Genomic DNA, 22,013 nt, shown 5'->3' on the forward strand with positions numbered 1-22,013 from the left:
CAACCTACATCAGCGCCGTATCATGCCGTGGATGGACCGTTGATCAAGCTCGCAATCATTGCGTTCGTGGCGCTCTACATCGCGCCGATAGCGGTCTCGGCCGCCATCTACCTGCGCACCAACACCATCGCCGACTGGCGCACCGCCGATCGCTCCAGCGCCGGCATGTTGGCGCGGGCGTCGACGCACCCCGGAGCCGTCGTCCGCATCTTCTCGGCCCGCACCGTGAGCTGGCGCGGCATCCTCGCCACCCACAGCTGGATCGTGGTGAAGGAGCGTGGCGCCGCGGCCTACCAGCGCTTCGACTACACCGCCTGGGGCACGCCGATCTGGGTGGACCGCTTCGTTGCGGACGGACGCTGGTTCGGCAATGCGCCGGAGCTGATATTCGCGGCCGACGACGAGGCGGCCGAACGCATGATCCCGACGATCCGCTCCGTCATCGCCGGCTATCCCCATCGCAACCCGGGCGACTACCGCGTGTGGCCGGGCCCAAACTCCAACACCTTCGTCGCCGCGGTGATGAGCGCGGTGCCGCAGATGCGGGCCAGCCTGCCGCCGACGGCGATCGGCAAGGATTTTCCCCACGACGGCCGGCCGATCGGGCTGACGCCCTCGGGCACCGGCGTGCGCGTCAGCCTGGGCGGCTATGTCGGGCTGACGCTGGGCTGGGTGGAGGGACTGGAAGTGAACCTGCTTGGCGCCGTCGCCGGCTTGGACGTGCGGCGGCCCGCCATCAAGCTGCCGAGCATCGGCCGGCTCGGCTTCAGCTGAGGGCAGGGATCGCATCGGCGGCATAATGCGGCGTCGGCGTGCGGCCGGCCGTTACCGGCTCGGTGCTTGCCGCCATGGTTGCGTCGAAATCCACGATCGTCAGAGGGCCGAGACCACGGGGCTCCCGGTGCGCCACGACGACGAAGGTGGCGTGCGGCAGCTCGCGGCGCAGCAGCGCCAGCAACTGCTCCTCCGCCGCCTGGTCGAGCGCGCTTGTGGCTTCGTCCATGAACACCCAGTCGGGACGGTTGGCGAGCACGCGGGCCAGCGCCACCCGCTGCTGTTCGCCGCCCGAGAGGCTGCGCTGCTGCTGGTCGGGATCGTCGCCGGGGAGTGACGCTGCCTCGGCACGCGGCGCGAGCCCGACGAGCGCCAGCAGCCGTGCTCCGTCGGTCAGCGCCTCTCCGTCCGCCGGGCGGGGATAGAGAGCCGCGGCCCGCAGGTCGGCCAGTGGCAGATACGGCTGCTGGGGCAGAAACATCTGCGTGCCGCCCGGCATCTCGATGGTGCCGCCGCCCGCGCGCCAGAGACCGGCGACGGCCTTGAGCGCGGTCGACTTGCCGATGCCGGAGCGCCCGCGCAGCCACACGGCCTCGCCCTTGGTGATCACCAGCGCCGGCACCCTGGCCAGCTCACGTCCTGCCGGGTCGTCGAGCGTCAGGCCCGACAAGCGCAGCGTGCTGTTGCCGGACGGCCGCCGCGCGATCGTCGGCGGCCGGCTGGCGATCGCGTCGATGCGGTCGAGGAAGCCGTCCAAGCGGCGGCTGGCGGCGGCCAGCTCCGCCAGGTCGCGGTAGGAGAAGATGAACCATGACAGCGACGTCACCACGTTCTGGAAGGCGGAGCCGAGCTGCATGAGGCCGCCGAGCGTGACCTGTCCTGCAAGATAGGCCGGCAGGGCCAGGAAGACGGGGATCCGCAACACCGTCGCCATGTAGGGCCGCGTGAAGCAGCCGAGGAGCAGCTCCTGATTGATGAGCCGTCGCCAGTTGGCGACGATGCCGCCGAAGCGGCGATCGAGAATGCGCCGCTCGACCGCTTCGCCGTCCGCCAGGCCCACGGCTTCGGTCGATTGCCGCAGCCGGGTGAGCGCAAAACGGAAGTCCGCCTCCCGGTGCTGCTGCTCGACGGTGAGGCGCATCAGCCGCGCGCCCAGCAAGTGGGTGACGCCGCTCGACACGGCGACATAGATCGGCGCCGCCCAGACCATGTAGCGCGGGATCTCGATGGCCATCCCGAACAGGCCGAAGGCCAGCGGGAAGGACGACAGCTGCCAGAGTAGCGCCACGTAGGAGGCGAGCCCGGCCAGCGTGGTGATCAGCTCGAGGGCCTCGCCGGTGAGCAGGTTGACGTAGAGCCGGCAGTCCTCGGCGATGCGCTGGTCGGGATTGTCGACGGCAGCGCCATCGTCGTAGTTCAGGTGCCAATACACCTTGTCCGCCAGCCAGCGATCGAGCATCACGCTGGTCAGCGCGTGCCGCCAGCGGATCTGCAAAAGCTTGCGGATGTAGCTGGCGATCAGAAATTGGGCCGAGTTGATGCCGATGATGATGGCGAAGATGCCCATCTGGCGCACCGCTTCGCCTGCATCCAGCTTCTGGAGCGCGTTGTAGAAGTCGGCGTTCCAGGCGATGAGCCGCAGCGTGATTTGAATGCCGACGAAGTTCAGCGCCAGGATCGCGGCGAAATAGACGAGGCCGAGGCGGCCGCCCGGGCCTTTGACGCAGAGGACGACGAGGCGCCAGAGGCGCGCGGCGAGCGCCCTCATGGTTCACGCGCAGCCGGCAGGTCGCGCTTGCGCCGCTCGGCCGGCGGCTCCGGGCAGTCGATCCGGAACAGCGCATTGGCGATGCCGCGGCCCCTGTCACGGTCGACCGCAGGCTGCGCGTTGGGCAGCAGCACGCCGACGTCGGCGATGCCCAGGTCGGCTAACTGATAGGGCGTGCCGTGGCCGAACTCCAAGTGGCCGCGGCCGATGATGCCGACGACGAGCAGCGACGGGTCCTCGGCAAGGGCGCGCGCGATGTTGCAGGCGAAGGCTCTGTCCCAGCACTGCTGCGCGCGCCAGAAGCGCGCGAAGGCGGGATCGTCGGGGCCGGAACCGAAGCGCGCCGGCACGGCGCCGCCGAGGCCGAACAGATAGCGCCGATAGGCGGCAGTCGCCGGTGCTGCCGGAGTCAGGCCGTCGCGGTCCTCCTCCGGGATCGCCTCCCAGCCTTCGACGCCGACACGCGTGACGAGCGGGCGATGGCAATTGAGGGCCAGCATGCGCACGCCCTGCTGCCGGCAGAAGTGGAAGAGCGGCAGATAGATCTCGGGCGGAAAGCCCCACACCGTGTCCCATTCCGATTGGAGGAGAAACTCGGCCGTGCCGAGCGCGCCGTCGACCCACCGGTCCAGCACCGGCTGCAGGCGCCGCGGAAACATCTCGAAGCCGATGGCCATCCGCGGGCGCAGCACGTGCAGGAAGGCCGCCACATGCGTCTGCCACCGATGGATCTCGGCGATGTCGTGGGTCTCCCCCAGCAGCACCACCTGCTTTGCAGCCATCTCGGCGAGGACGTCCACCTGCGGGCGCAACTCGCCGGAGGTCGGATCGAGCCAGGTGGCGCGCGGATGGGAGATCGGCACGGCCGGCGCGTCGGCGGCGCTCATGCCGAAAACGCCGCCAGCGCCGAGATCGCGCCGCGCACCCGCAGCCCGAATGATTCGCCGGCTAAATTCTGAGCGGCGAGAACGGTCTCGTCGCCGGCCAGCTCCTTGCGCCAGCTGGCGACGGCGCCGCCTTTGAGGTGCAGGTGGAAGTCAGGCCGCATCACGTTGATGAAGCCCATCGACGGCTTGACCGCCTCGACCGTTCCCTGCCAGGCCTGGATCAGGCCGGGGCGCACCATCTCGATGGTTACTGTGCCGCCCTTCGCGGCGGCTGCCGCGAAGGGGCCGATGCCGGGGTCGTCGGCGGCCACCTCCGTGCGCTCGGGCGTCGGGCGAGGCTCGGCGGGCAGGGGCTGGCCCAACGCCAGATCGCCCACGCCGGCATCGAACGGCTCGAGGCCCGCCATGCCGATGACGCTGAAGATCACCAACCCGTCGGCATCGTGAAAATCGAGACGCGGCAACGCCGTATCGCGCATGCGGCCGCTGCGGTCGACGATCACCGAAGCGACGGCGGCGACGCCGATGCGGGCGTCGTGGCAGGCGCCCCGGCACACGATGACGCCCCCGTCGCGCGTCACCTCGTCGACCGGGCCGATGCGCTCGTGGGTGGCGCCGCCGTGACGGGCGGTCAGCATGACCGCCCCCATGCGCGGCAGGCGCGCCAACACGGCGGCCGCGTCGGCGGCCACCAGCGAGCGGAGCGAGGACGTCTCGGTCATGATCAAACCCTACGAACTGAATGGCGTGCCGGTGGCAGCTGCCCCGGACCGACGGAGGCGGTCCAACGGCCTGAGCTGGACTGGGTTTCGGCCATCGGGCGCTCGCCCGATGGCCGTTCATCCACTGCGGCGATCGGCGCTAGAAGTTGGCGACGGCGCTGACCTTGAATGTGCGGCCGGGCGCGGTCTGCAACTCCAGCGGGTTGCTGATGCGCACCGCTTCCGAGGGCGCCACGTCGAACTGATACGGCAGCGGGCCCTTGAAGTAGCGGGCATCGAAGATGTTGAGGACACCGGCCCGGACGGTGAAGGTGTCGTTGATCTTCCAGTTCACGAACGAGTCGAGCGTGGCGTAAGAGGCCGGCTTGAACAGCGTCGGCGAGCTGGCGCGCGAGACGCCCTGGGCGGCCGTCCCGAGCACCTCGACGGTCAGTCCCCACTCCGGCTTCATCCACTTGACGCCGATGACGCCGTTCAGCGGCGTGGCGCCGTCGTAGGGCACATAACGCTCGCCCGCCTCGTACTGCTGCTTGCCGTATTGATAGGAGAGCGCGGCGTTCACCGCCCAGTTTTCGTTGATGACGTATTCGCCGAAGGCTTCGATGCCCCAGATCTTGACTGCCGTGAGGTTGCGATACGTATAGACGTTCGGCTGAATCTCATAGAAATTCTGGATAAAGTTCGTGTAGTCGGCATAGAAGGCGCCCACCGAGAACCAGGCATTGCCGAAGTTGCCGCGCACGCCGCCCTCATACGAGCGCACGGTTTCGGGCCTCAGGTTGGGGTTGGGGATGATCGTCATGGTGAGCGACGGCAGCGACGAATAGAGCTGCTGTGCCGTCGGCATCTTGAAGCCCTCCGCATAGCGGGCATAGAGCGAGTAGACGTCGGTCAGCTTGTAGATGGCGCCGATCTGCGGGATCACGCGGCTCGACTTCAGCTCCCGCGGCGTCCGCCCCGGCACGACGACATAGTCGGCGTCGGGTCTGGGATCGATGTTGTAGTTGGCCCAGCGCACGCCCGGCGTGACGATGAGCCGGTCGTCGAACATCCGGATCTCGTCCTGGAGGTAGAGGTCGGCGCGAGTCGTCGTGGAATTGGCGAAGTTGGAGCCGCCGGCACGCGTAACGGTCGTGGTGCGGCGCGTCAGGTTGTCGACGGTGCTCTGGCGGAAGTAGTCGGTGTCAGTGGTATCGCCCTGGAAGCCATAAGTCAGGTTGTGCCGCGCGCCGGCCAGGTCGAAATGCGACGACAGCTGGACGTCCGCCTGCAGGAACTCCTCGGTGTAGTCGAGGATGTCGTTGGTGTGGACGTTCTGCCGGGTGGTATTGCTCTGCCAGCGGTCGCTGTTCAGCTTGCGCTGCTGCGGCGAGTAGGACACCTGCCAGCGCACGTTGTCGAGGAAGCTGGCGCCGACGTTCCAATTGTGGGCGAAGGACAGGCGCTTGCGGGTCTGCACCTGGTTGCGCGGATATTCGGCGTTGTATGAGCCGTTTCTCTGGCGGCCGAAGTCGTAGAGCTGAACGATGTCGCTGTCGGAGCTGTAGAGCTCGCCCGTCAGCTTCAGCTCATGGTCGGCGGAGGGCGTGTAGACCAGCTTGGTCAGCATGTTCCAGACATTGCCGTCGAGCGGGTTGAGCGTGTCGCAGCGGATGGCGTCGGCAACCCGCGGGCACCCCCAGAGACCGCCGTAGGCCTTGGCCCTGCCCAGATTGCCCTCGTTGAAGCTCTTCTGGTTGACGAGGACGATGCCCGCCAGCTCGGGCGTGAACTGCGCGGCTGCCATGGCGGTCTTGCTGAACGAGTTGTCGAAGGTGTCGAACGAGGTCTCGATCCGGCCGGCGATTGGCTTGCCAGAGCCGAGCAGCAGATCGCTCGGGTCCAAGGTGCGGAAGGCGACGATGCCGCCGAGCGCATCGGCGCCCCACAGCACCGAACCCGGGCCGCGCACGATCTCGACCGCCTTGAGGCCGGGGAAGTCGGTGAAGTTGCGGTTGCCGTCGGTGATCCGCTCCTGGATACGCGTGCCGTCGACCTGCATCTGCACCCGGTTGCCGCCGACGCCGCGGATGGTGAAGCCGCCCAGATTGCCGAACGGGTCGGTGCCGGAGGTCTGGCGGTCGACGGTAATGCCGGGCTGGTAGCGCACGAGCTCCTGGTTATCGCGAACGATGTGCTCGTCGAGTTGCTGGCGGGTCGTCACGGTGACGGTGCCGGGCACCTCCAGGATCTGCGTCGGCTGCCGGGTGGCGGTGACCGAGATGGTGTCGAGCTCGATCGTGCCCGGCGCGCTCGGCGGCGGCGCCGGCTCTGAAGCCGCGACCGGCGCGGCCGTGCGCCGCGGCTTCGTCTCTTCGGCGCGCGCATCCGCGGCGCCGAACGCCAATGCCAGCACGCCTATGCCCAACGCCGATCCTCTTGCGTAATGCACCGCCGGATCCCCTGTATTGTTTCTGCAATATGGCGGAGTCATACAAGAGTCGTCGAATAGTCAAGTCTATGATAAAAATATTGTCAAACTTAGAATTGATATATTTTAGCTTATACAAATTTCGCCGCTAATTCAGCGAGTGTCGTTGGGCATTTTATTGCTAAAATTAGAGTAAATATAGAATTAGTGGGTAACCTAGGGTTGCTCAGACGGCACTTCAGTGTCGCCATGCGGGAAGGCGAACGGCCGCCATCTTTGCGGCGAGGGCCGTTGAGGCACCCATCGCCGCGCATGCGACGGACGGACCGGGGTCTCTCGGGCATGGGGCCATGCCCCGATGGGAACGCGCCGGCTAGGTGTATTCGACGTCGGCCCGCAGTCGCTCGAGCGCCGCCGCGATCCTTCGCTCCGTGACGCAGGAGGGCTCGACCAGGGGTAGGCGCGGCTTGGGGCTGAAGCGCCCCCTGATCAGGAAGAGGGCGTATTTCATCGCGGCGGGATCGGCGTCGCCGTCGATCGCCTGGCTGAGGAGCGACAGCCGCTGCTGAAGGTCGACCGCCGTCGCGCCATCGCCGAGCAGACACGCCGAGAACAGGCTTGCGCACAGCTGCGGCGTGACGTTCGCCACCACGGAGAACAGCCCGGATCCGCCGGCCAGCAGAAAGGGAACGGCGGCGACTTCGTCCGTCGTGAGCACGCACAGCCCATCCCCGCGCAGACGGAGAGCCGAGAGGGCGCGCGGCAGCCCCGGCGCCCCTTCGATGTAGCCGGTGATGCCGGAGACAGCGCGCAGATGCTCCGCGGTCTGCGGCGCGAGATCGACCCGCGTGCGATCCGGGTCGTTGTGCACGATCAAGGGGAGATCGACGGCGGCGGCGACCGCCTCGAAATGACGGAGCAATCCACGCTGCGAGGGCCGGATGTAGGGAGGCGTCGTGACGACGAGAGCGTCGGCGCCGGCCGTGCGCGCCAGCTGCCCTTGGGCGATCGCCCGATCGGTCGCGGGGGATGCGATGCCGACGAGCACCGGTACGCGGCCGGCGGCGCACTCCGCCGCCACCGCGACGAGACGGACATACTCGTGTGGCTCCAGCGTCGCATATTCGCCCTCGGCCGTCGCGACGGCCAGGCCGTTCGTGCCGTGCCCGATCTGCCAGTCCGCCAGATCGGCGAAGGCGCGTTCGTCCACGCCGTCGACGCCGAACGGGGTCGCCAGGGCGGCGATGGATCCCGAGAGCGTCATGTTCACAGGAAACGATGCGCGCCGTAGCCGAGAAAGAAGAGCCACACGCCCTCGTCGAAGGAGGTGTAGTGCGGCGCGCCGATGCGTTCCTCCCGCCAGGTGCCGATGAACATGCAGAGTGCCGAGCTCGCCAACGCCATGACGGCGAGCGGGGCGACGAAGCCGAGCCCTGCGGCAGCCTGCAAACCGGCCGCCAGCAGAAAGAAGGTCAGCTTGAATGCTACCCGTTTGACGACGTCAAACGAGCGTCCACCGTCGGCTTTCGTCAAGGGGTCCTCGCTCGGCACCTGCCCTGGCCGCGCCATGGCGCGCCGGTTCGCTGCCCCGAGGTATCGACGAAGCCATTAAGGTTCGAGCGGCGAACGCCGGCCGCAGCATGAAGATTCCGTAAAGGCCGTGCGGGGGTGGCGTCGCGCCGCGGCTGCCGCGTCCGATGTGGGGGGAAGCCGAACGTGCCCGGCGGCGGCGCTCCACGGTGCGGCGCCGCCGCCGGTGCTCGGCTACAGCCCGGCCTGCGACACGAACTTCGGGTTCAGGTAGGCCTCGATCGCCTCCGCGCCCCCTTCGGAGCCGTAGCCGGAATCCTTGACCCCGCCGAACGGCACCTCGGGCAGGGCCAGGCCGAGATGGTTGATCGTCATCATGCCGGTCTCGACCGAGGCGGCGATGGCGTTGGCCGTCTTGGCGGAGCGCGTATAGGCGTAGGACGCCAGCCCGTAGGACAGGCGGTTCGCCTCGGTCACCACCTCGTCGAAGTCGCTGAACGGCACCATCATGGCGAGCGGGCCGAACGGCTCCTCGTTCATCATGCGCATCGAGCGGTCGACACCCGTGACCACCGTCGGCTCGAAGAAGTAGCCCTTGTTGCCGATGCGGCTGCCCCCGGTGCGAATCTCGGCGCCCTGCTTGCGGCCGTCGGCCAGCAGGGCTTCCATGGCGGGGATGCGGCGCGCGTTGGCGAGCGGCCCCATGGTGGTGCCGCCCTCCAGCCCGTTGCCCACCTTCACCGCGCGGGCGGCGGCGACGAAGCGGTCGACGAACTGGTCGAACACCTTCTCCTGCACCAGGAAGCGGGTCGGCGAGACACAGACCTGGCCTGCATTGCGGAACTTGGAACCGGCGAGCTGGGCCGCGGCCAGTTCAACGTCGGCATCGTCGAAGACGATGGCGGGCGCGTGGCCCCCCAGCTCCATGGTGACGCGCTTCATGTGCGCACCGGCGAGCGCCGCGAGCTGTTTGCCGACGGGCGTGGAACCGGTGAACGTGACCTTGCGGATCGCCGGATGCGGGATGAGATATTCGCTGATCTCCGCCGGGGTGCCGTAGACCAGGGCGATGACGCCGGCAGGCACGCCGGCGTCGACGAAGGCGCGGATCAGCTCGGCGGGCGAGGCGGGCGTCTCCTCCGGCGCCTTGACGATGATCGAGCAGCCGGCCGCCAGCGCCGCGGAGAGCTTGCGCACGACCTGGTTGATGGGAAAGTTCCACGGCGTAAAGGCGGCCACCGGGCCGACCGGCTCCTTGACCACGAGCTGGTAGATGCCCGTCGCCCGCGCCGGGATGACGCGCCCGTAGGCCCGCCGGGCCTCTTCGGCGAACCAGTCGATGACGTCGGCGGCGGCGTTGGTCTCCATCAGCGCCTCGGCCAGGGGCTTGCCCTGCTCCTGGGTGAGCAGCGGCGCGATGGCCGCGGCGCGGGCCCGCAGCAGGTCGGCCGCCTTGCGCATGATCTTGGCGCGCTCGTAGGCCGAGGTCCGGCTCCACGTGGAAAAGCCCCGCACCGTTGCGGCGAGTGCCTGGTCGAGATCGGCGCGCGAGGCGTGCGCGACCGTGCCGATCTCCTCTTCCGTGGCGGGATTGAGCACCGGAATGCGCCGGCCGTCCTCGGCGTCGCGCCAGGTGCCGTCGATGAAGAGCTGAACGTCGGGATACATGAACGCCGTCCTTCCTTGGCCCGGGCTGCCGTCGCGCGGCCCGGGCGTCATATCGCAATATATATAGCGATCGCCCGAGCGGGAGCGGGCGCCGTGCTCGGCCCCGCCCGGCGCGGTCAGGCGCCCTTGAAGGCCGGCTTGCGCTTGTCGAGAAACGCCGACACGGCCTCATGTTGATCGGCGGTGTGCTGGGCCAGGGCCTGCATGCCCGACGCGATCTCGAGGTGGGTCGGCAGGCTGATCGCGGCCGAATCGCGCACCAGCTTCTTGCATAGCCGGATCGAATGGGGCGGCTGCGCGGCGATCTGGCGGGCCATCTTCCGCGCCTCGTCCAGCAGGCTTTCCTTGGGCACCACATAGGACGCCAGGCCCCAGGCGAGCGCCTGCTCGGCCTTGATGAAGTTGCCCGTGAAGGTCATCTCGTAGGCGCGCGACAGGCCGACGACCCGCGGCAGGAACCAGGCGCCGCCGTCGCCCGAGACCAGGCCGACGCGCATGAAGCTCTCGGCGAACTGGGCGTCGTCCGCGGCGATGCGGATGTCGCACATCAGGGTGAGGTCGCAGCCGGCGCCGATGGCAAAGCCGTTGACGGCGGCGATCGCCGGCACCTCCAGATTATACATGGCGAGCGGGATGCGCTGGATGCCGTGCTGATAGCCGCGCCGGACCTCGGCGGGGATGCCGCCGAACATGGCGCCGCTGCGGTCGCGCATCTCCTTGACGTTGCCACCGGAGGAGAAGCTGTCGCCGGCGCCGGTCACGATCACGCAGCTGACCGACATGTCCTTGTTGATGCGGGCGCAATGGGCCTCGATCGCGTCGACGATCGCGGGCGAAAGCGCATTGCGGGTGTCCGGTTCGTTCAAGGTAAGGGTGACGACGCCGCCGTCCTGCTCGTACTTCACGCTGTCTGTCATTCGATCCACCATCTGGCTGGGATGCACACGATCTACGTCAACTCCGCTCCGATTGCCCGCGCGATTTCAAGGGGCGGGGCGGTGATCGGCGCGGGCAGGGAACGGAAGCGGACCGGGACGCTTCCGTCGCTCCGGCTACGGCGTGTCGACGGCGGAGGCGCGGTTGCCGAGCTCGTCGACCAGCACGCGCGTGTTCTCGCTGTAGTCGATCGGCACGGCCACGAGGTGCACGCCGCCAGCCTGGAAACAGGCATCGAGAGTCGGCGCCAGTTCCGCCGCGGCACTGATGCGGTGCCCGTGCGCGCCGTAGGCGCTGGCGTAGGTGACGAAGTCGGGGTTGCCGAAGCTCATGCCGAAATCGGCAAAATGCTCGACCGCCTGCTTCCAGCGGATCATGCCGAAGGCCGAATCGTCGATGATCAGCACGACGAGGTCGAGCCTCAGCCGCACGGCGGTTTCGAGCTCCTGGCTGTTCATCATGAAGCCGCCGTCGCCGCATACGGCGAGCACGCGCCGCGTCGGGTCGATGAGCTTCGCGGCGATGGCGGAGGGCAGGCCTGCCCCCATCGTCGCCAGGGCGTTGTCGAGCAGGAGGGTGTTGGCGGTATGCGTGCGGTAGTTGCGCGCGAACCAGATCTTGTACATGCCGTTGTCGAGGCACACGATGCCGTCGTCCGGCATGGCCGCGCGGACGTCGTGTACGAGCCGTTGCGGCGTCACGGGGAACCCGTCGGCGGTGGCGCGCTCGTTGACCCGGGCGAGGATCGTCTCGCGCAGCGCCAGCATGCCGCGGTCGGGCCTCAATCGGCCGCCCAGGCGGTCGGCCAACGCCGTGACGCTGGCACCGATGTCGCCGGTGAGCTCTGCGTCCGGGTAGAACACCTCCTCGACGGTGGCGGAGCCGTAGCCGATGTGGACGACCTTGCGGCCACCGAGGGCGCGGCCCATCAGGAACGGCGGCTTCTCCACCGTGTCGTGCCCGACGGCGATGATCAGGTCGGCGCGGTCGATCGCGTCGTGCACGTAGTCGCGCTCGGTGAGCGCCGCCGTGCCGAGGTAGAGGTCCGAACTGCCGGTGACGGCGCCCTTGCCCATCTGGGTGTTGAAGAACGGGATTCCCATGCGGCGGACGAAATCGGAGAGCGGTCCGACCAGCCGCGGGCGGTTGCCGGCGGCACCGATCATCACGAGGGGGCACTTGGCGTCGGCAATCATGCGGGCGACGCGTTCGACCGCCGCGGGCGCCGGCAGCGGCCGCTCAATCGGGTGGGGCGGCACCAGCGCCGCGTCCGCTGCCTCGGCGGCAATGTCCTCGGGAAGCTCCAGGTGCACGGGGCCGGGGCGTTCGTCCACGGCGAGACGAAAGGCTTCGCGCACGATCGTCGGGATGGCGACAGCGGCCACGATCTGGCGGGTCATCTTGGTCAGGGGCCGCATGGCGCCGACGATGTCGACGATCTGAAAGCGCGCCTGCCGGGCGCTCTTGATCGGCTTTTGGCCGGTGATCATCAACATGGGCATGGCGCCGAGGTGCGCATAGGCGGCCCCGGTCGTGAAGTTGAGCGCGCCAGGCCCCAGCGTCGACAGACACACGCCGGGTTGCCCGGTCAGCCGGCCCTGCGTGGCCGCCATGAAGGCGGCGGCCTGCTCGTGCCGCGTCAGCACCAGCTCGATCTTCGAGCGACGCAGCGACTCGACCACGTCCAGGTTCTCTTCGCCCGGGATGCCGAAGATGCGCTCGACACCCTCGTTCTCGAGCGCCGCAACAAGAAGATCGGAGCCCTTCGCCATGGTGTCCCTCCAGCTGCTGCCCGCGCCGGCTGGTCCGGCGCCCCGATGCGGGATCCACCCACCTCACAGGAGCAGGCTGCCACCTATATGGTGCGGACGTCATGTCTTCGATGGCTGCGGGCTCGCCCAGATGTAAAGCGGCCCCGTCGCTGGCTCGAGCGGCGGAGCCCGCCGCGTCGCTCGATCTACAGGTCGGGCTGTGTGCTGGGCCAAAGCTGCCCGTCAGCGCGCTCCCATGCCGATCGCTCCGTCGCGGGCGAGCGCCTGGAGCTCCGCGTCGGCGAGGCCAAGGGTCTCGCGCAGCACCTCGCCCGTGTGCTCGCCGAGCGTCGGCGCGGGCCGGTGCGCCGGGGGCGCCAGGCCGTCGATGGCGAACGGCGGCTTGGGCACGATGTGCTCGCCGACATAGCGGCGCTCCAGGCGCCGCCAATAGCCGGCGGCCAGGAGATGGGGATCATCGAGCAGGGTGTGTGCGGGAATGACGGCCCCGGCGGCAATGCCGGCCGCCTGCATAGCCTCCGCTGCGGCGGCGGGCGATCGGTCCGCCGCCCATCCGCCGAGCAGGGCGGCCAGCCTGTCGGCATCTGCCGCGGCAGATGGGTTCAAGCCGGCTTCACGCAGGAAGGCGGCGAGAGCCTCGCCGTCGACGACGTCGACCGCGATCCAACTGTCCTCGGCGGCGCACGGCAGGCAGCCGCGCCAGAACGCGGCGGCGCGGCGGCTGCCGTTGCGCGCGGGCGCTTCGCCCGTCACCGACTGCGCCACGATGGCGTCGGCGGCGAGCTGGAACAGGCTCTCCACCTGCGACAGGTCGACGGTCGTGCCGCCGGTGACCGGCCGGCCATAGAGCGCCGTCAGCGAGCCGATGGCGGCATAGATGCCGGCGATCGGATCGCCGTAGGCGATGTGCTGCAAGCACGGAGCCCAGTCTGCCGCCCCGTTGACGAAGCAGAAGCCGGAGGCCTGCTCCGTGGTCGAGCCGTAGGCGCGAAAGCCTGACCACGGCCCGGAGCTGCCGAAGGCGCCCATGGAGACATAGACGAGATCCGGATTGATGCGCGCCAACGCGTCGGCCGACAGGCCGAGCCGGTCCAGCACGCCGGGGGCATAATTCTCGATCAGCAGATCGGCCTCCGGGGCCAGCCGCCGCAGGATCTCGCAGCCGCGCTCGTCGCGCAGGTCGAGCGTGATGCCGCGCTTGTTGCGGTTCATGGCGTTGAAGTTCGACCGGATCTCGTACGGGGGCGGCTCGCCGGCCTCCGGTCCGTTCCAGCCGCGCCACCAATCCGGGTGGGTGCAGCCCTCCACCTTGATCACGTCGGCGCCGAGGTCCGCGTAGTGGCGGCCGCACAGGGGGCCAGACCAGCCCATGGATAGATCGAGGACGCGGACGCCCGCGAGCGGGCCGGCGCCATCCGGCGTGGACCGCCTCGGCGTGGGGGCACCCGGGCCTCCGCGCGCGTGCAGGCGGAACGGCGTGGCCGGACCCTCGAAGGCGGGGACAGTGCCGTTGAACGTGGCGAAGCTGTCGCGGTCGCGCCAATGCGGCGTTCGCAGCAATTCGGCCATGGTCGGCACGGGCCCCATCGGCACCCGTCGCTTCTGACCCTCGAGCAACAGATAGACGGAGGAATAATTCAGGAGTGCCGGTGCGAGCAGGGCGTCGACCTCGTCGGCCGCGGCCATGCGCTGGTCGGTCGTCGCGTAGGCGGGGTCGCGGCCCACGCTGGACAGGCCGATCATGTCGCATAGCGCCTGCCACTGCTGCGGCGTCAGCGCCGTGACGCCGATCCAGCCATCGCTGGCGCGGTAGATCGTCTGCGGATAGGTGGGGCTGAACCGGTTGATGCCGCGCCGGATCGCCGCCACCGCATCGTGGGCGAAGCCCGGCCCGCTGTTTTCCGTGAGGCAGATATAGGCCTCGAGCACGGACAGGTCGACGCGCGCGGCCGCTCGGCCCTGGCGGCGGCCGATCAGGGCCGCCAGTGTCGCGATATAGGCGGTGGCGCCGGCGACGATCTGCGGTGCATGGCCCTGCGGCAGGGTCGGCGGGCCACCGATCGGCCCAAAGGAATAGGCGAGCCCGCTCATGGCCTGGACCACGCCGTCGCTCCCGTGCCATCCGGCATAGGGGCCGGTCTCGCCGAACCAGGTCAACGCCAGCAGCAGCGGTCGGCGCTTCATGCCGGCGACGATCGCCTGCGCCCTGGCAATGTCGGCTGGTGTCTGGCCGGCGATGACGAGATCGGGCTCGAGCGAGACGGGCACGCCGTCCGCAAACTCCTTGTGGCTGTCGAGCCAGGCCCCGTAGGCCGCGGACGCAGCGCCACCGAAACCGACATGGCCATTGTCCGGCACATAGCTCCTGATCACCTGCGCGCCGTGCTGGGCGAAGAGCTTTCCGCAATAGCGGGTGGCGATATCGCCTGAAACTTCCAGGACTGTAAGATCCGACAGCGGCGCGGTCATCAACGAGGGCCCCCCACGAGTTGTGCGGCAAGACTGGCAGATCGCGAAGTGCGATCAATACCGGCAGGCGACCGTCGCGTATGTCGCGAACGCAGGCGCCAGGCAACGCGCTCAACAGGCAAAATTGCGGAATATTGTGCAATTGCGAAATAAAACGAATGCGGATCGACCGCCCCTCACCGCAAGCTCGCAGGTGTGCCCAGGCAGACGTTTGCGCGCTCGGCCCCGACCGAACCGACTGCTCAGGATTCAATCAACGGCAGGAACAGAATCGGGTGGAGCTCCGTTGCCGAGGTCCAGGCACGTGCCCGGGCGCGAGGCTGCCCGAGGGGCGGCTGCTAATGAGGTAAACAATGCGTACGACCGCCCTTGCTCTCGCGCTCGCTTTTGCCGTGTCTCCGGCCATCGCGCAGACAGCTCCGACGCCAGCGAACGAACCGTCGTTCATCACCGTCGACCGGGCCTCGGCCCTCGGCAGCAGCCTCAAGGGGCTGAACGTCCGTAACGCTGCCGACGAAAACGTGGGGGAGGTCGAGGATATCGTCATCCAAGGGACGACGCTGCCGGCCTATATCCTGTCCGTGGGTGGCTTCCTTGGGATGGGTACCCACTACGTCGCAGTGCGTCCGTCGGCCCTGGCAATCACCTGGGACGAGACGAACAAAAAGTGGAACGCGCGGATCAACGCCACGAAAGATCAGCTGAAGGCCGCTCCGCAGTTCAAATACGAGGGGCGCTTCGCAAAGTAGCGCCGCGAAGAGTGAAGACCGGCCTGCCGGTTCGACGACGGGCCGGCGGCCGGTTGACGCATGATTGCGAGGTTCGCGGCGCCCGGCTTCTGAGGTCGGCATCGGCCAAGCCGCTCGCCCGGTCCCCAACAGCTGTGCGACATGCATAGCCGGTCGGCGAAGTCGGCGGCGGCAGCTGGAGCCCGCGATATCGGGCCCGGGCGTCGACCAGGTGCGCCGTCGCGGACGCCCACGCCTGCTCGCCCGACAACCGGAACTTTGTTGTTCGCGTTCGGCTTTCCATGCCGTTGCAGTTGTTGTTGAGAGGAGGCTCGAAATGGGTAGCACAGCGGACAAGGTTTCCGGTGCGGCGAACAAGGCGGCCGGAAAGATCAAGGAGAAGACCGGCGAGGCGGTGGGCTCCGACGAGCTGCGCGCGAAGGGCGCTGCTCAGCAGGTCAAGGGTGAAGCCCAACAGGCCCTCGGCAAGGGCAAGGATGCGGTCAAGAGCACCGTGGACAAGGTCTAAGCGCCCGGCCGGTCGACGCCTGCTCCTTACGCATACGGCTTGTCGCAAGATGGAACCGTTTTGGCGGAACCGTTTTGGATTAGACGCATTCACGCATCGGGTTCGGTCGGTCCCTCCTTACCAAATTCCGCAAGCCGGCGGCGCCTCTTCATTCCAGGTGTCGCCGGCTTGGCGCGTAGCCTAGCCATCTTCCTCGACCTCATCGTCCGGCCCGGGCTCGCGTTGCTTCGGTCCCGGCACCCCGAGCGTCTCACGGGTCAGCTTGCGTGCCTCGTGCGCCTCCGGCCCATCGAGCAGTATCCAAAGCCGGTCGATCGTCTCGCGGCCGTGGTCGCCTTCGGGCATCCGGTGGTCGATGAGGATCTCCTGGGCGGTCCGGATGATCTCGTCCTCGGCCTTCAAGGCCAGGCGCATGAGCTCTGTTCGGTTCATCGGCGGCTCCTTGCGATATAGGTTAGCCATTCACCCACAAGGTGCGTCAGCTGATCGAGTTCCATCGCCTCGGCCGAGCCTTCGAGACAGCCGTGCAATTCCTCGATCCGGACCTCGGCCGCCGCATAGGTGTCCGGCGTTGCCACGTAGAGAATCCTGTGGCGGCGATCCTGGAAGCGGACGAGTTCGGCGTGACGCCGCCGATCGTCTCGCGCCGCCTCGTACTCGGCGGGCGTGATGGCCGGGCGCATCTCGTTCCAGGCCGAGTGCGCCGCCGCCTTCGCCGACTTGAGCGAATCGACGCGGCACCCTCGATGGGCTCGGCCCCACAGCCCGATCTGCCATGACCATGCGGCGACGCCAGGCGGCGCCTCGCGGTGCCAGTAGATGCGGCCGATGCACTCCCCATGCTCGTCGATCACGAGCCAGTCGTCCTTGTCGCGGCTGTCGGCCCAAGGTGCGGCGCAGGCGAAGCTGGGGCAAATCTGCGACCTCCGGTGGCTGGCGGTTCCAGCGTTTGATGTTCGGCTTTTGTTCTCATTCCATCGCGGGCCGATCTCAAGACGTCTCTGTTGTTTTCCCCAGGTGAGGGTTCGGATCCGACGCTCCAGGCGCGGCGGCACGGCTTCCTGACGTTTCCGCCGCCGCGGTGCGCGCCGCGCTCGGAACGGGGCTTGCATGCCAAGGTGGCCACGACAAGGAGAATGGCGTGTCCTGCGGAACGAGCGACGCTCGCCGGGAACCTCCGGCGGCCGAAGACCATTCTGGTCGTGGATTGGAGGTCGGTGCACCTATGAGGGATGACGAGATTTGGGCGTTTGAGAGGAAGCTTCGATCAGAGGGAGCACCGTCATACGACGGCGTGCTCGACGCGGCTCGCGAGCATTCAGGCGAGACGATTTCGTGAGGTTCCTTCGCGTCTTAGCCGCTGGTTTGGCCGCGGTTGTGTGCGTGTGTATCGTTTTCCCCGGTACCAGCCACGCGCAATCCACGCACCGTTATGCAGCGCATGCGCGAGGCGGCACGCATCTGTATGTTTTGCTCGGCCTCGGCAACAATTCGCCCGGGCTCGCCGAATTCGGCGACCGCATGCAGCGCGCCGGCGTCGGCACCACGGTTGCCAATCATAGCTATGGGCCATTGCTCGCGCAGGAAGCGATCGCCGAATACCGAAGCGGCCGCACAAGCTCGATCAAGATCGTCGGCCATTCGCTGGGCGGCAGCGCCGCCGCCCGTATGGCTGCCGCGCTTGCACGGGCTGGCGTGCCGGTGCAGCTTCTCGTGACGCTCGATCCGGTTGGAGGATCAGCACCGTCTTCGAATGTGCGGCGGTACGCGAATTTTGTGCCCCGAACTGGTGAAGATCATTTCACGATGATCGCGGGACGCATGCCGGAGCTGTACGCTTACGTGCTCGGCCGGTGAGATCGGCCGTCTTGGGCGAGGCCCCCGATCGTGGGCGAACCGCACCCCGATACCGCATGCCGCACAAGAGCGCGGCCGGTGACGGTCGGCGTCTCGGATGGATTTCCGCGCCAAAAAGCGTCGATGGGTGGGTTCGTCTGCGAAGTCAGCCGACGCCGTGCGATGTCGAATGCGACCAAGGGAACTGATCAGTTCGCGTTGGTGAAGCAGGCGTCTAGTTCCCCCTTTCGGGGCCGTCGAGCGCATCCGCTCGGGCGATCTCCCGGATCGTGTGTTCGAGGCGGTTCACTGCGCCTTCGACCTGGTTGATCGCGATCGTGAGGTCCCTTCGGTCGTCGGAATCGAGGGAGGCCGATCGGGCCTGTGCGGCGCTCCTGCGCAAAACGGCCAGGATCTCATAGGCTTTGACAAACAGCAGGAAGAGCAACGCGAGGCTGCCGGTCAGGACCCATTCTGTGAAGGTCTCGGGGAGTCTCATTTACCGGAACGCATCTTCGCCGCCACCATTGACGATGTCACCGATACCATCGATTTCGCCAAGATCCACTACGACGTCAGCGACACCGTGATCCTGGTCACCGGGCGCGCCCCTGGCCGGAAGCGCGCTGGCTGGGATCTCCTCGACGATGTTGTCCGTCCGGCGCCGGTTCGACAAATACGCGGAGTACGAGGCCCGCTCTGCGAGGGCCGGCGGTGGTGGCCGGTGCCGCGAGGCAGCCTGCGCTTTCGGCTTGGACGTGGCGTGCGCTCTGCTCTTTGGACGTGACCTACGGTAATACCCGAAGCGAGGGGCCGAATAGCAAAGTACGAAGAAAATGACGAGAGGCGTGGCGCAGAGATGAACGTTTTTTTCAGTATGTTCGTCGACGGGACCATTGCAAGGTTGATTTTTGAGAGCAAGCCAATAATAACGCCGCAGCTTCGGTCGTTGGATGCCGACGTCTCGCCTTACGCGCATTGCGGGCTGCGCTCAGCAGCCGCGACATGAGATCTCCCGCTGGAGGCGTGGGGCTGCTGCGGACATACACCGCCTTGGGATGCGTTGGCGTAAAGCGGCCATCCTTCGCCTCGACCCAGGCCCAGTTCGGCTGCTGCATCCCGTGCACGTTGAACTCACAGCAGCAGCGAGGGCAGAAGAGCTTGATTGGTCGAAGGAGCTTCTTGGGCGTGCGTTCGCAGCATCGCCCGTTGGCGTCCAGCTGGCGCGGCGGAAACGATCTTGCCCTTCTCATGAACCCTGATTCTGCATGCCCTCGTGACGGGCCGGCGACAGATTCGACTTGCCGGGCTGATTGAGGGCAGGTCGGCGTAGGGCGGCGGCCGGACCCGCGGCGCCAGCCGGGCGTCTACGGCCGCGCGGCCAACCAGGAACCCGCCAGCGCGGCCGGCCGCAAGGGCGGACAGGACGTGCGCCCGAGAGCCGGGGGTTCGCCAAGGATCCGGAACGGGCTGCGCGCGCTGGGCCCACGCTCTTTGGCGCAGGCTGGTCCAATGGTGCGTCGCCGCAGGACGGTGACGAGCCCGTCGCGGCGCTTGTCGAGCGTCCAAGTGCGCCCGTCGTTGCCGTCGAGGAAGTGGTTGCTCGCCGCTTCAATCCTCGCTCCTAAACGAGTCGCACCGATGCTCTTGAACGGCGCCGCTCTCGCTCCAATATCCTATGCTGTCATTTCGGCTGAATGGGATTTCAACAAGGTGCAAAACAAGACGGCCACGATTTGCCTCAATGCCGCACGGGCGGCCCAGTTCAAGGACTTGGCCGCGCGCCGGGGCGTGACTGTCGGCGGGCTCGTCGAGCAGATCATTGCCGACGCCATCGCGGCGGGCGAGCTGCCCGACACGTTGCCGGGCTACTACATAGCGATTGATCACCGTAAGGCGCGCGTCAGTCTCGCTATCGAGGGCGAGCAAGTCGTCAACATGAGTCAGGCAGGCGCACAGAGCCTCGCCGAGGCCATTGCGACCATCAGCGATAGGAACGGTTCCGTCACGCTCGTCGCTGACGTCGAACCGGCAATTGAGGTTCGGCGCGTCGGTGCCGCGGTCGCCCTGTCGGTCGCGGGCTCGACGAACACCATCGGCCGGTCTGTTGCCAGCGACCTTATCCGGCAGGTTCGGAAGGCCGCTGACTCGCTCGCCGCCAACACCGAAGCCAAGGCCCTGCAGATCAAGAAAAAGACCGTGTCCGTGTAGAGGCGTCGGCCAGCAGCAATAAATAAAATAACCAGACGCGTGGTGAGGCGCGCCAGGTTCAGTGAATGAGATTAGATCCGCCAAGGGAAGAGGATCTGGCATGTGAAGTATAGAAATAACGCCGCGGGATGTATTCAATATTCGAGAAAAGCTGAGTGACGCGACCGAAGCCGTACGCATTGAGCGTGCTAACGCGCTGCTCGATGACATCGCGGCAGAGCTGGGCCTGTGACCAGCCCGAAGCGCCGAAAATGCGTCAACTCGCCGAAAAGCGCCGCGGAAATCGAGGCGCCTCGATGCTCTACATCGCATAAGGAATCTGGGGCGGCAGTGAGCAGCGTCGGCAAAATTCGTCGAGGGTAATAGGGCTACGACACTCTACGCCCCACTCCCAGAAGCCCACGCCTACGAAGACGATGACGCCTTCAAGAGCTGATCAACACCACCCCCAAGCTGCTCGCCGATCGAAAGAGAAATTGAATGGTGCCGGCTGAGGGATTCGAACCCCCGACCCCCTGATTACAAATCAGGTGCTCTACCAGCTGAGCTAAGCCGGCTCGCGCCCCGCACGGTTCAACCAGCGCCAAGCACCGCGTGGCTAGCAACAATTCGCTGCCGTCGCAAGGCAAAGGCGCGCTGAACAGACGCGCTCCAGACGATTCATTCCCTGTTCAGCTCGATATGGGATAATGACGCGACGTTGAGGTTTTCCGTTTCGAGCGAGGTGAGCGTCGCGTTCCCTCGCCCGTCAACCGAGGAGCATGAACCATGATCGAGTCTCGCATGCGCAAGGTGGCGATGGCGGGCGCCCTGGCCGCGATCACCACCGCCGGTGCTCTGGCGGTCACCACCACGGAAGCCGCCGCCTGGTGCCGCGGCTATGGCTGCAACAACGGTGGCGCGGTCGCCGCGGGTGTCATCGGTGGTCTGGCTATCGGCGCCCTCGCCGGTGCCGCGGCGGCCAATGCGGCCCCGCCGCCGGCTCCCGTCTACGTCGCACCGGGCCCCGGACCCGTCTATGTGGAGGACGTGGAGCCGGGCTGCTACCGCGCCCCGCGCCGCGTCTGGATCGACGGCATCGGCTGGCGCCAGCGCGTCGTCACGGTCTGCGAATAAGCCGCGGCCCTATGCGGGCTGTGGCGAAACCCCGCCTTTTGGGCGGGGCCGCCATCCGGCGGGCTGTCCTTCGCTGAGGGGCCCTGCAGTTGTCGTGCAGGGCAATCGATCAGTCGACCGGGCAGACCGTCACGGTACGGGTCACCCAGCGGCCGTTGACGATGACCTTCCTGGGGCCGCGGAAGCAGCCGGACGTATAGACGGGCTGCGACGCCGCCGCCGCCGCCGCGCCGAGCGCGAGGCCACCCACGAGCCCCGCCGCCACCGCGCCGCCATCGTAGTAGCCACCGTTCCAGTAGCCGCCGTACCAGCCCGGATAGTAGCCGGCGCCGTAATAGCCGCCCCAGCCGGGGCCACGCCAATAGCCGCGGCCCCAATACGGGCGGCCCGCCCAGCCGCCGCCCCATCGGGCGCCGCGCCAGTACCCGCCGCCCCAGGCCGGGCGCCCGGCCCAGCCGCCGCGGAAACCGCCTCCGTGCCAGCCGCCGCGGAAACCGCCGCCATGCCAACCGCCACGGAAGCCGCCGCCCCGGAAGCCGCCGCCGCCATGCCAGCCGGGGCGCGCTTCGGCGGGCGCAGACGACGCGGCCATGGTGGCGCCCAGTGCAACAGCTCCTAGAGCTGCAAGCGCCGCAGCCTTCAGACTACGCATCTCGG

The 22,013-nt window shown here is 67.6% G+C and carries 20 protein-coding genes and 1 tRNA gene; 7 read left to right on the forward strand and 14 right to left on the reverse strand.

Annotation, left to right across the window (positions count from 1 at the left end):
• The first annotated feature begins 39 nt into the window (after window positions 1–39).
• Window positions 40–774 (forward strand): DUF3750 domain-containing protein, encoded by a 735-nt coding sequence (locus IEW34_RS16320; protein ID WP_244642021.1) that lies wholly within the window; start codon window positions 40–42, stop codon window positions 772–774.
• On the opposite strand, the gene IEW34_RS16325 is transcribed toward IEW34_RS16320, so the two are convergent.
• From IEW34_RS16325 to IEW34_RS16370, 10 genes are all read right to left on the reverse strand, one after another.
• On the reverse strand, window positions 767–2,542 hold the full coding sequence (locus tag IEW34_RS16325) for an ABC transporter ATP-binding protein/permease (protein WP_188610252.1): 1,776 nt from the start codon (window positions 2,540–2,542) through the stop codon (window positions 767–769). The two genes, IEW34_RS16320 and IEW34_RS16325, sit on opposite strands and share 8 nt — an antisense overlap.
• Window positions 2,539–3,429: a ChaN family lipoprotein gene (locus IEW34_RS16330; protein WP_188610253.1), complete on the reverse strand. Its 891-nt coding sequence runs from the start codon at window positions 3,427–3,429 to the stop codon at window positions 2,539–2,541. Before IEW34_RS16330 ends, IEW34_RS16325 begins: the two co-directional genes overlap by 4 nt.
• Window positions 3,426–4,151, reverse strand: a complete 726-nt coding sequence (locus IEW34_RS16335) for a ChuX/HutX family heme-like substrate-binding protein (protein ID WP_188610254.1) — start codon at window positions 4,149–4,151, stop codon at window positions 3,426–3,428. Before IEW34_RS16335 ends, IEW34_RS16330 begins: the two co-directional genes overlap by 4 nt.
• A gap of 139 nt (window positions 4,152–4,290) precedes the next feature.
• Window positions 4,291–6,558: a TonB-dependent receptor domain-containing protein gene (locus IEW34_RS16340; RefSeq protein ID WP_188610255.1), complete on the reverse strand. Its 2,268-nt coding sequence runs from the start codon at window positions 6,556–6,558 to the stop codon at window positions 4,291–4,293.
• A 376-nt stretch (window positions 6,559–6,934) separates the two neighbouring features.
• Window positions 6,935–7,825: a dihydrodipicolinate synthase family protein gene (locus tag IEW34_RS16345; RefSeq protein WP_210324514.1), complete on the reverse strand. Its 891-nt coding sequence runs from the start codon at window positions 7,823–7,825 to the stop codon at window positions 6,935–6,937.
• 2 nt (window positions 7,826–7,827) lie between these two features.
• On the reverse strand, window positions 7,828–8,094 hold the full coding sequence (locus IEW34_RS16350) for a hypothetical protein (RefSeq protein WP_188610257.1): 267 nt from the start codon (window positions 8,092–8,094) through the stop codon (window positions 7,828–7,830).
• 231 nt (window positions 8,095–8,325) lie between these two features.
• Window positions 8,326–9,759 carry an NAD-dependent succinate-semialdehyde dehydrogenase gene (locus IEW34_RS16355; RefSeq protein WP_188610258.1) on the reverse strand — a complete coding sequence of 478 codons (1,434 nt, stop codon included), beginning with the start codon at window positions 9,757–9,759 and terminating at the stop codon, window positions 8,326–8,328.
• 116 nt (window positions 9,760–9,875) lie between these two features.
• Entirely contained in the window at window positions 9,876–10,676 is an 801-nt protein-coding gene (locus IEW34_RS16360; RefSeq protein WP_188610259.1) for a crotonase/enoyl-CoA hydratase family protein, read from the reverse strand.
• A 135-nt stretch (window positions 10,677–10,811) separates the two neighbouring features.
• Window positions 10,812–12,467 (reverse strand): acetolactate synthase large subunit, encoded by a 1,656-nt coding sequence (locus IEW34_RS16365; RefSeq protein WP_188610260.1) that lies wholly within the window; start codon window positions 12,465–12,467, stop codon window positions 10,812–10,814.
• A 222-nt stretch (window positions 12,468–12,689) separates the two neighbouring features.
• A complete protein-coding gene (locus IEW34_RS16370; RefSeq protein ID WP_188610261.1) occupies window positions 12,690–14,936 on the reverse strand; it encodes a CaiB/BaiF CoA-transferase family protein in 2,247 nt (748 codons plus the stop codon).
• Window positions 14,937–15,289: 353 nt separating this feature from the next.
• Between IEW34_RS16370 and IEW34_RS16375 the strand changes: the two genes are divergently transcribed.
• Window positions 15,290–15,685 (forward strand): PRC-barrel domain-containing protein, encoded by a 396-nt coding sequence (locus IEW34_RS16375; protein ID WP_188610262.1) that lies wholly within the window; start codon window positions 15,290–15,292, stop codon window positions 15,683–15,685.
• A gap of 316 nt (window positions 15,686–16,001) precedes the next feature.
• Window positions 16,002–16,193 (forward strand): CsbD family protein, encoded by a 192-nt coding sequence (locus IEW34_RS16380; protein ID WP_188610263.1) that lies wholly within the window; start codon window positions 16,002–16,004, stop codon window positions 16,191–16,193.
• A 180-nt stretch (window positions 16,194–16,373) separates the two neighbouring features.
• Here IEW34_RS16380 and IEW34_RS16385 read toward each other — a convergent pair whose 3' ends face one another.
• Together IEW34_RS16385 and IEW34_RS16390 are read right to left on the reverse strand one after the other, a co-directional pair.
• Window positions 16,374–16,625 (reverse strand): hypothetical protein, encoded by a 252-nt coding sequence (locus IEW34_RS16385; protein WP_188610264.1) that lies wholly within the window; start codon window positions 16,623–16,625, stop codon window positions 16,374–16,376.
• Window positions 16,622–17,248, reverse strand: a complete 627-nt coding sequence (locus IEW34_RS16390; RefSeq protein WP_188610265.1) for a hypothetical protein — start codon at window positions 17,246–17,248, stop codon at window positions 16,622–16,624. Before IEW34_RS16390 ends, IEW34_RS16385 begins: the two co-directional genes overlap by 4 nt.
• Window positions 17,249–17,576: 328 nt before the next feature.
• On the opposite strand from IEW34_RS16390, the gene IEW34_RS16395 reads away from it, so the two are divergent.
• The 3 genes from IEW34_RS16395 (at window position 17,577) to IEW34_RS16405 (ending at window position 20,240) form a co-directional block, all read left to right on the forward strand.
• Complete coding sequence (locus tag IEW34_RS16395; protein ID WP_188610266.1) at window positions 17,577–18,050, forward strand: lipase family protein; 474 nt, start codon at window positions 17,577–17,579, stop codon at window positions 18,048–18,050.
• Between the two features lie 271 nt (window positions 18,051–18,321).
• On the forward strand, window positions 18,322–18,816 hold the full coding sequence (locus IEW34_RS30290) for a hypothetical protein (RefSeq protein ID WP_210324515.1): 495 nt from the start codon (window positions 18,322–18,324) through the stop codon (window positions 18,814–18,816).
• Window positions 18,817–19,670: 854 nt separating this feature from the next.
• Entirely contained in the window at window positions 19,671–20,240 is a 570-nt protein-coding gene (locus IEW34_RS16405; RefSeq protein ID WP_188610268.1) for a hypothetical protein, read from the forward strand.
• A 481-nt stretch (window positions 20,241–20,721) separates the two neighbouring features.
• Here the strand turns inward: IEW34_RS16405 and IEW34_RS16410 are convergent.
• A tRNA-Thr gene (locus IEW34_RS16410) sits at window positions 20,722–20,797 on the reverse strand.
• 211 nt (window positions 20,798–21,008) lie between these two features.
• Between IEW34_RS16410 and IEW34_RS16415 the strand changes: the two genes are divergently transcribed.
• Window positions 21,009–21,356: a hypothetical protein gene (locus tag IEW34_RS16415; RefSeq protein ID WP_244642022.1), complete on the forward strand. Its 348-nt coding sequence runs from the start codon at window positions 21,009–21,011 to the stop codon at window positions 21,354–21,356.
• Between the two features lie 109 nt (window positions 21,357–21,465).
• Here the strand turns inward: IEW34_RS16415 and IEW34_RS16420 are convergent, their stop codons facing one another.
• Complete coding sequence (locus IEW34_RS16420; RefSeq protein WP_188610269.1) at window positions 21,466–22,008, reverse strand: hypothetical protein; 543 nt, start codon at window positions 22,006–22,008, stop codon at window positions 21,466–21,468.
• Window positions 22,009–22,013 lie beyond the last annotated feature (5 nt).

The organism is Chelatococcus reniformis, from assembly GCF_014640075.1.
In the GTDB taxonomy this organism is placed as follows: domain Bacteria; phylum Pseudomonadota; class Alphaproteobacteria; order Rhizobiales; family Beijerinckiaceae; genus Camelimonas; species Camelimonas reniformis.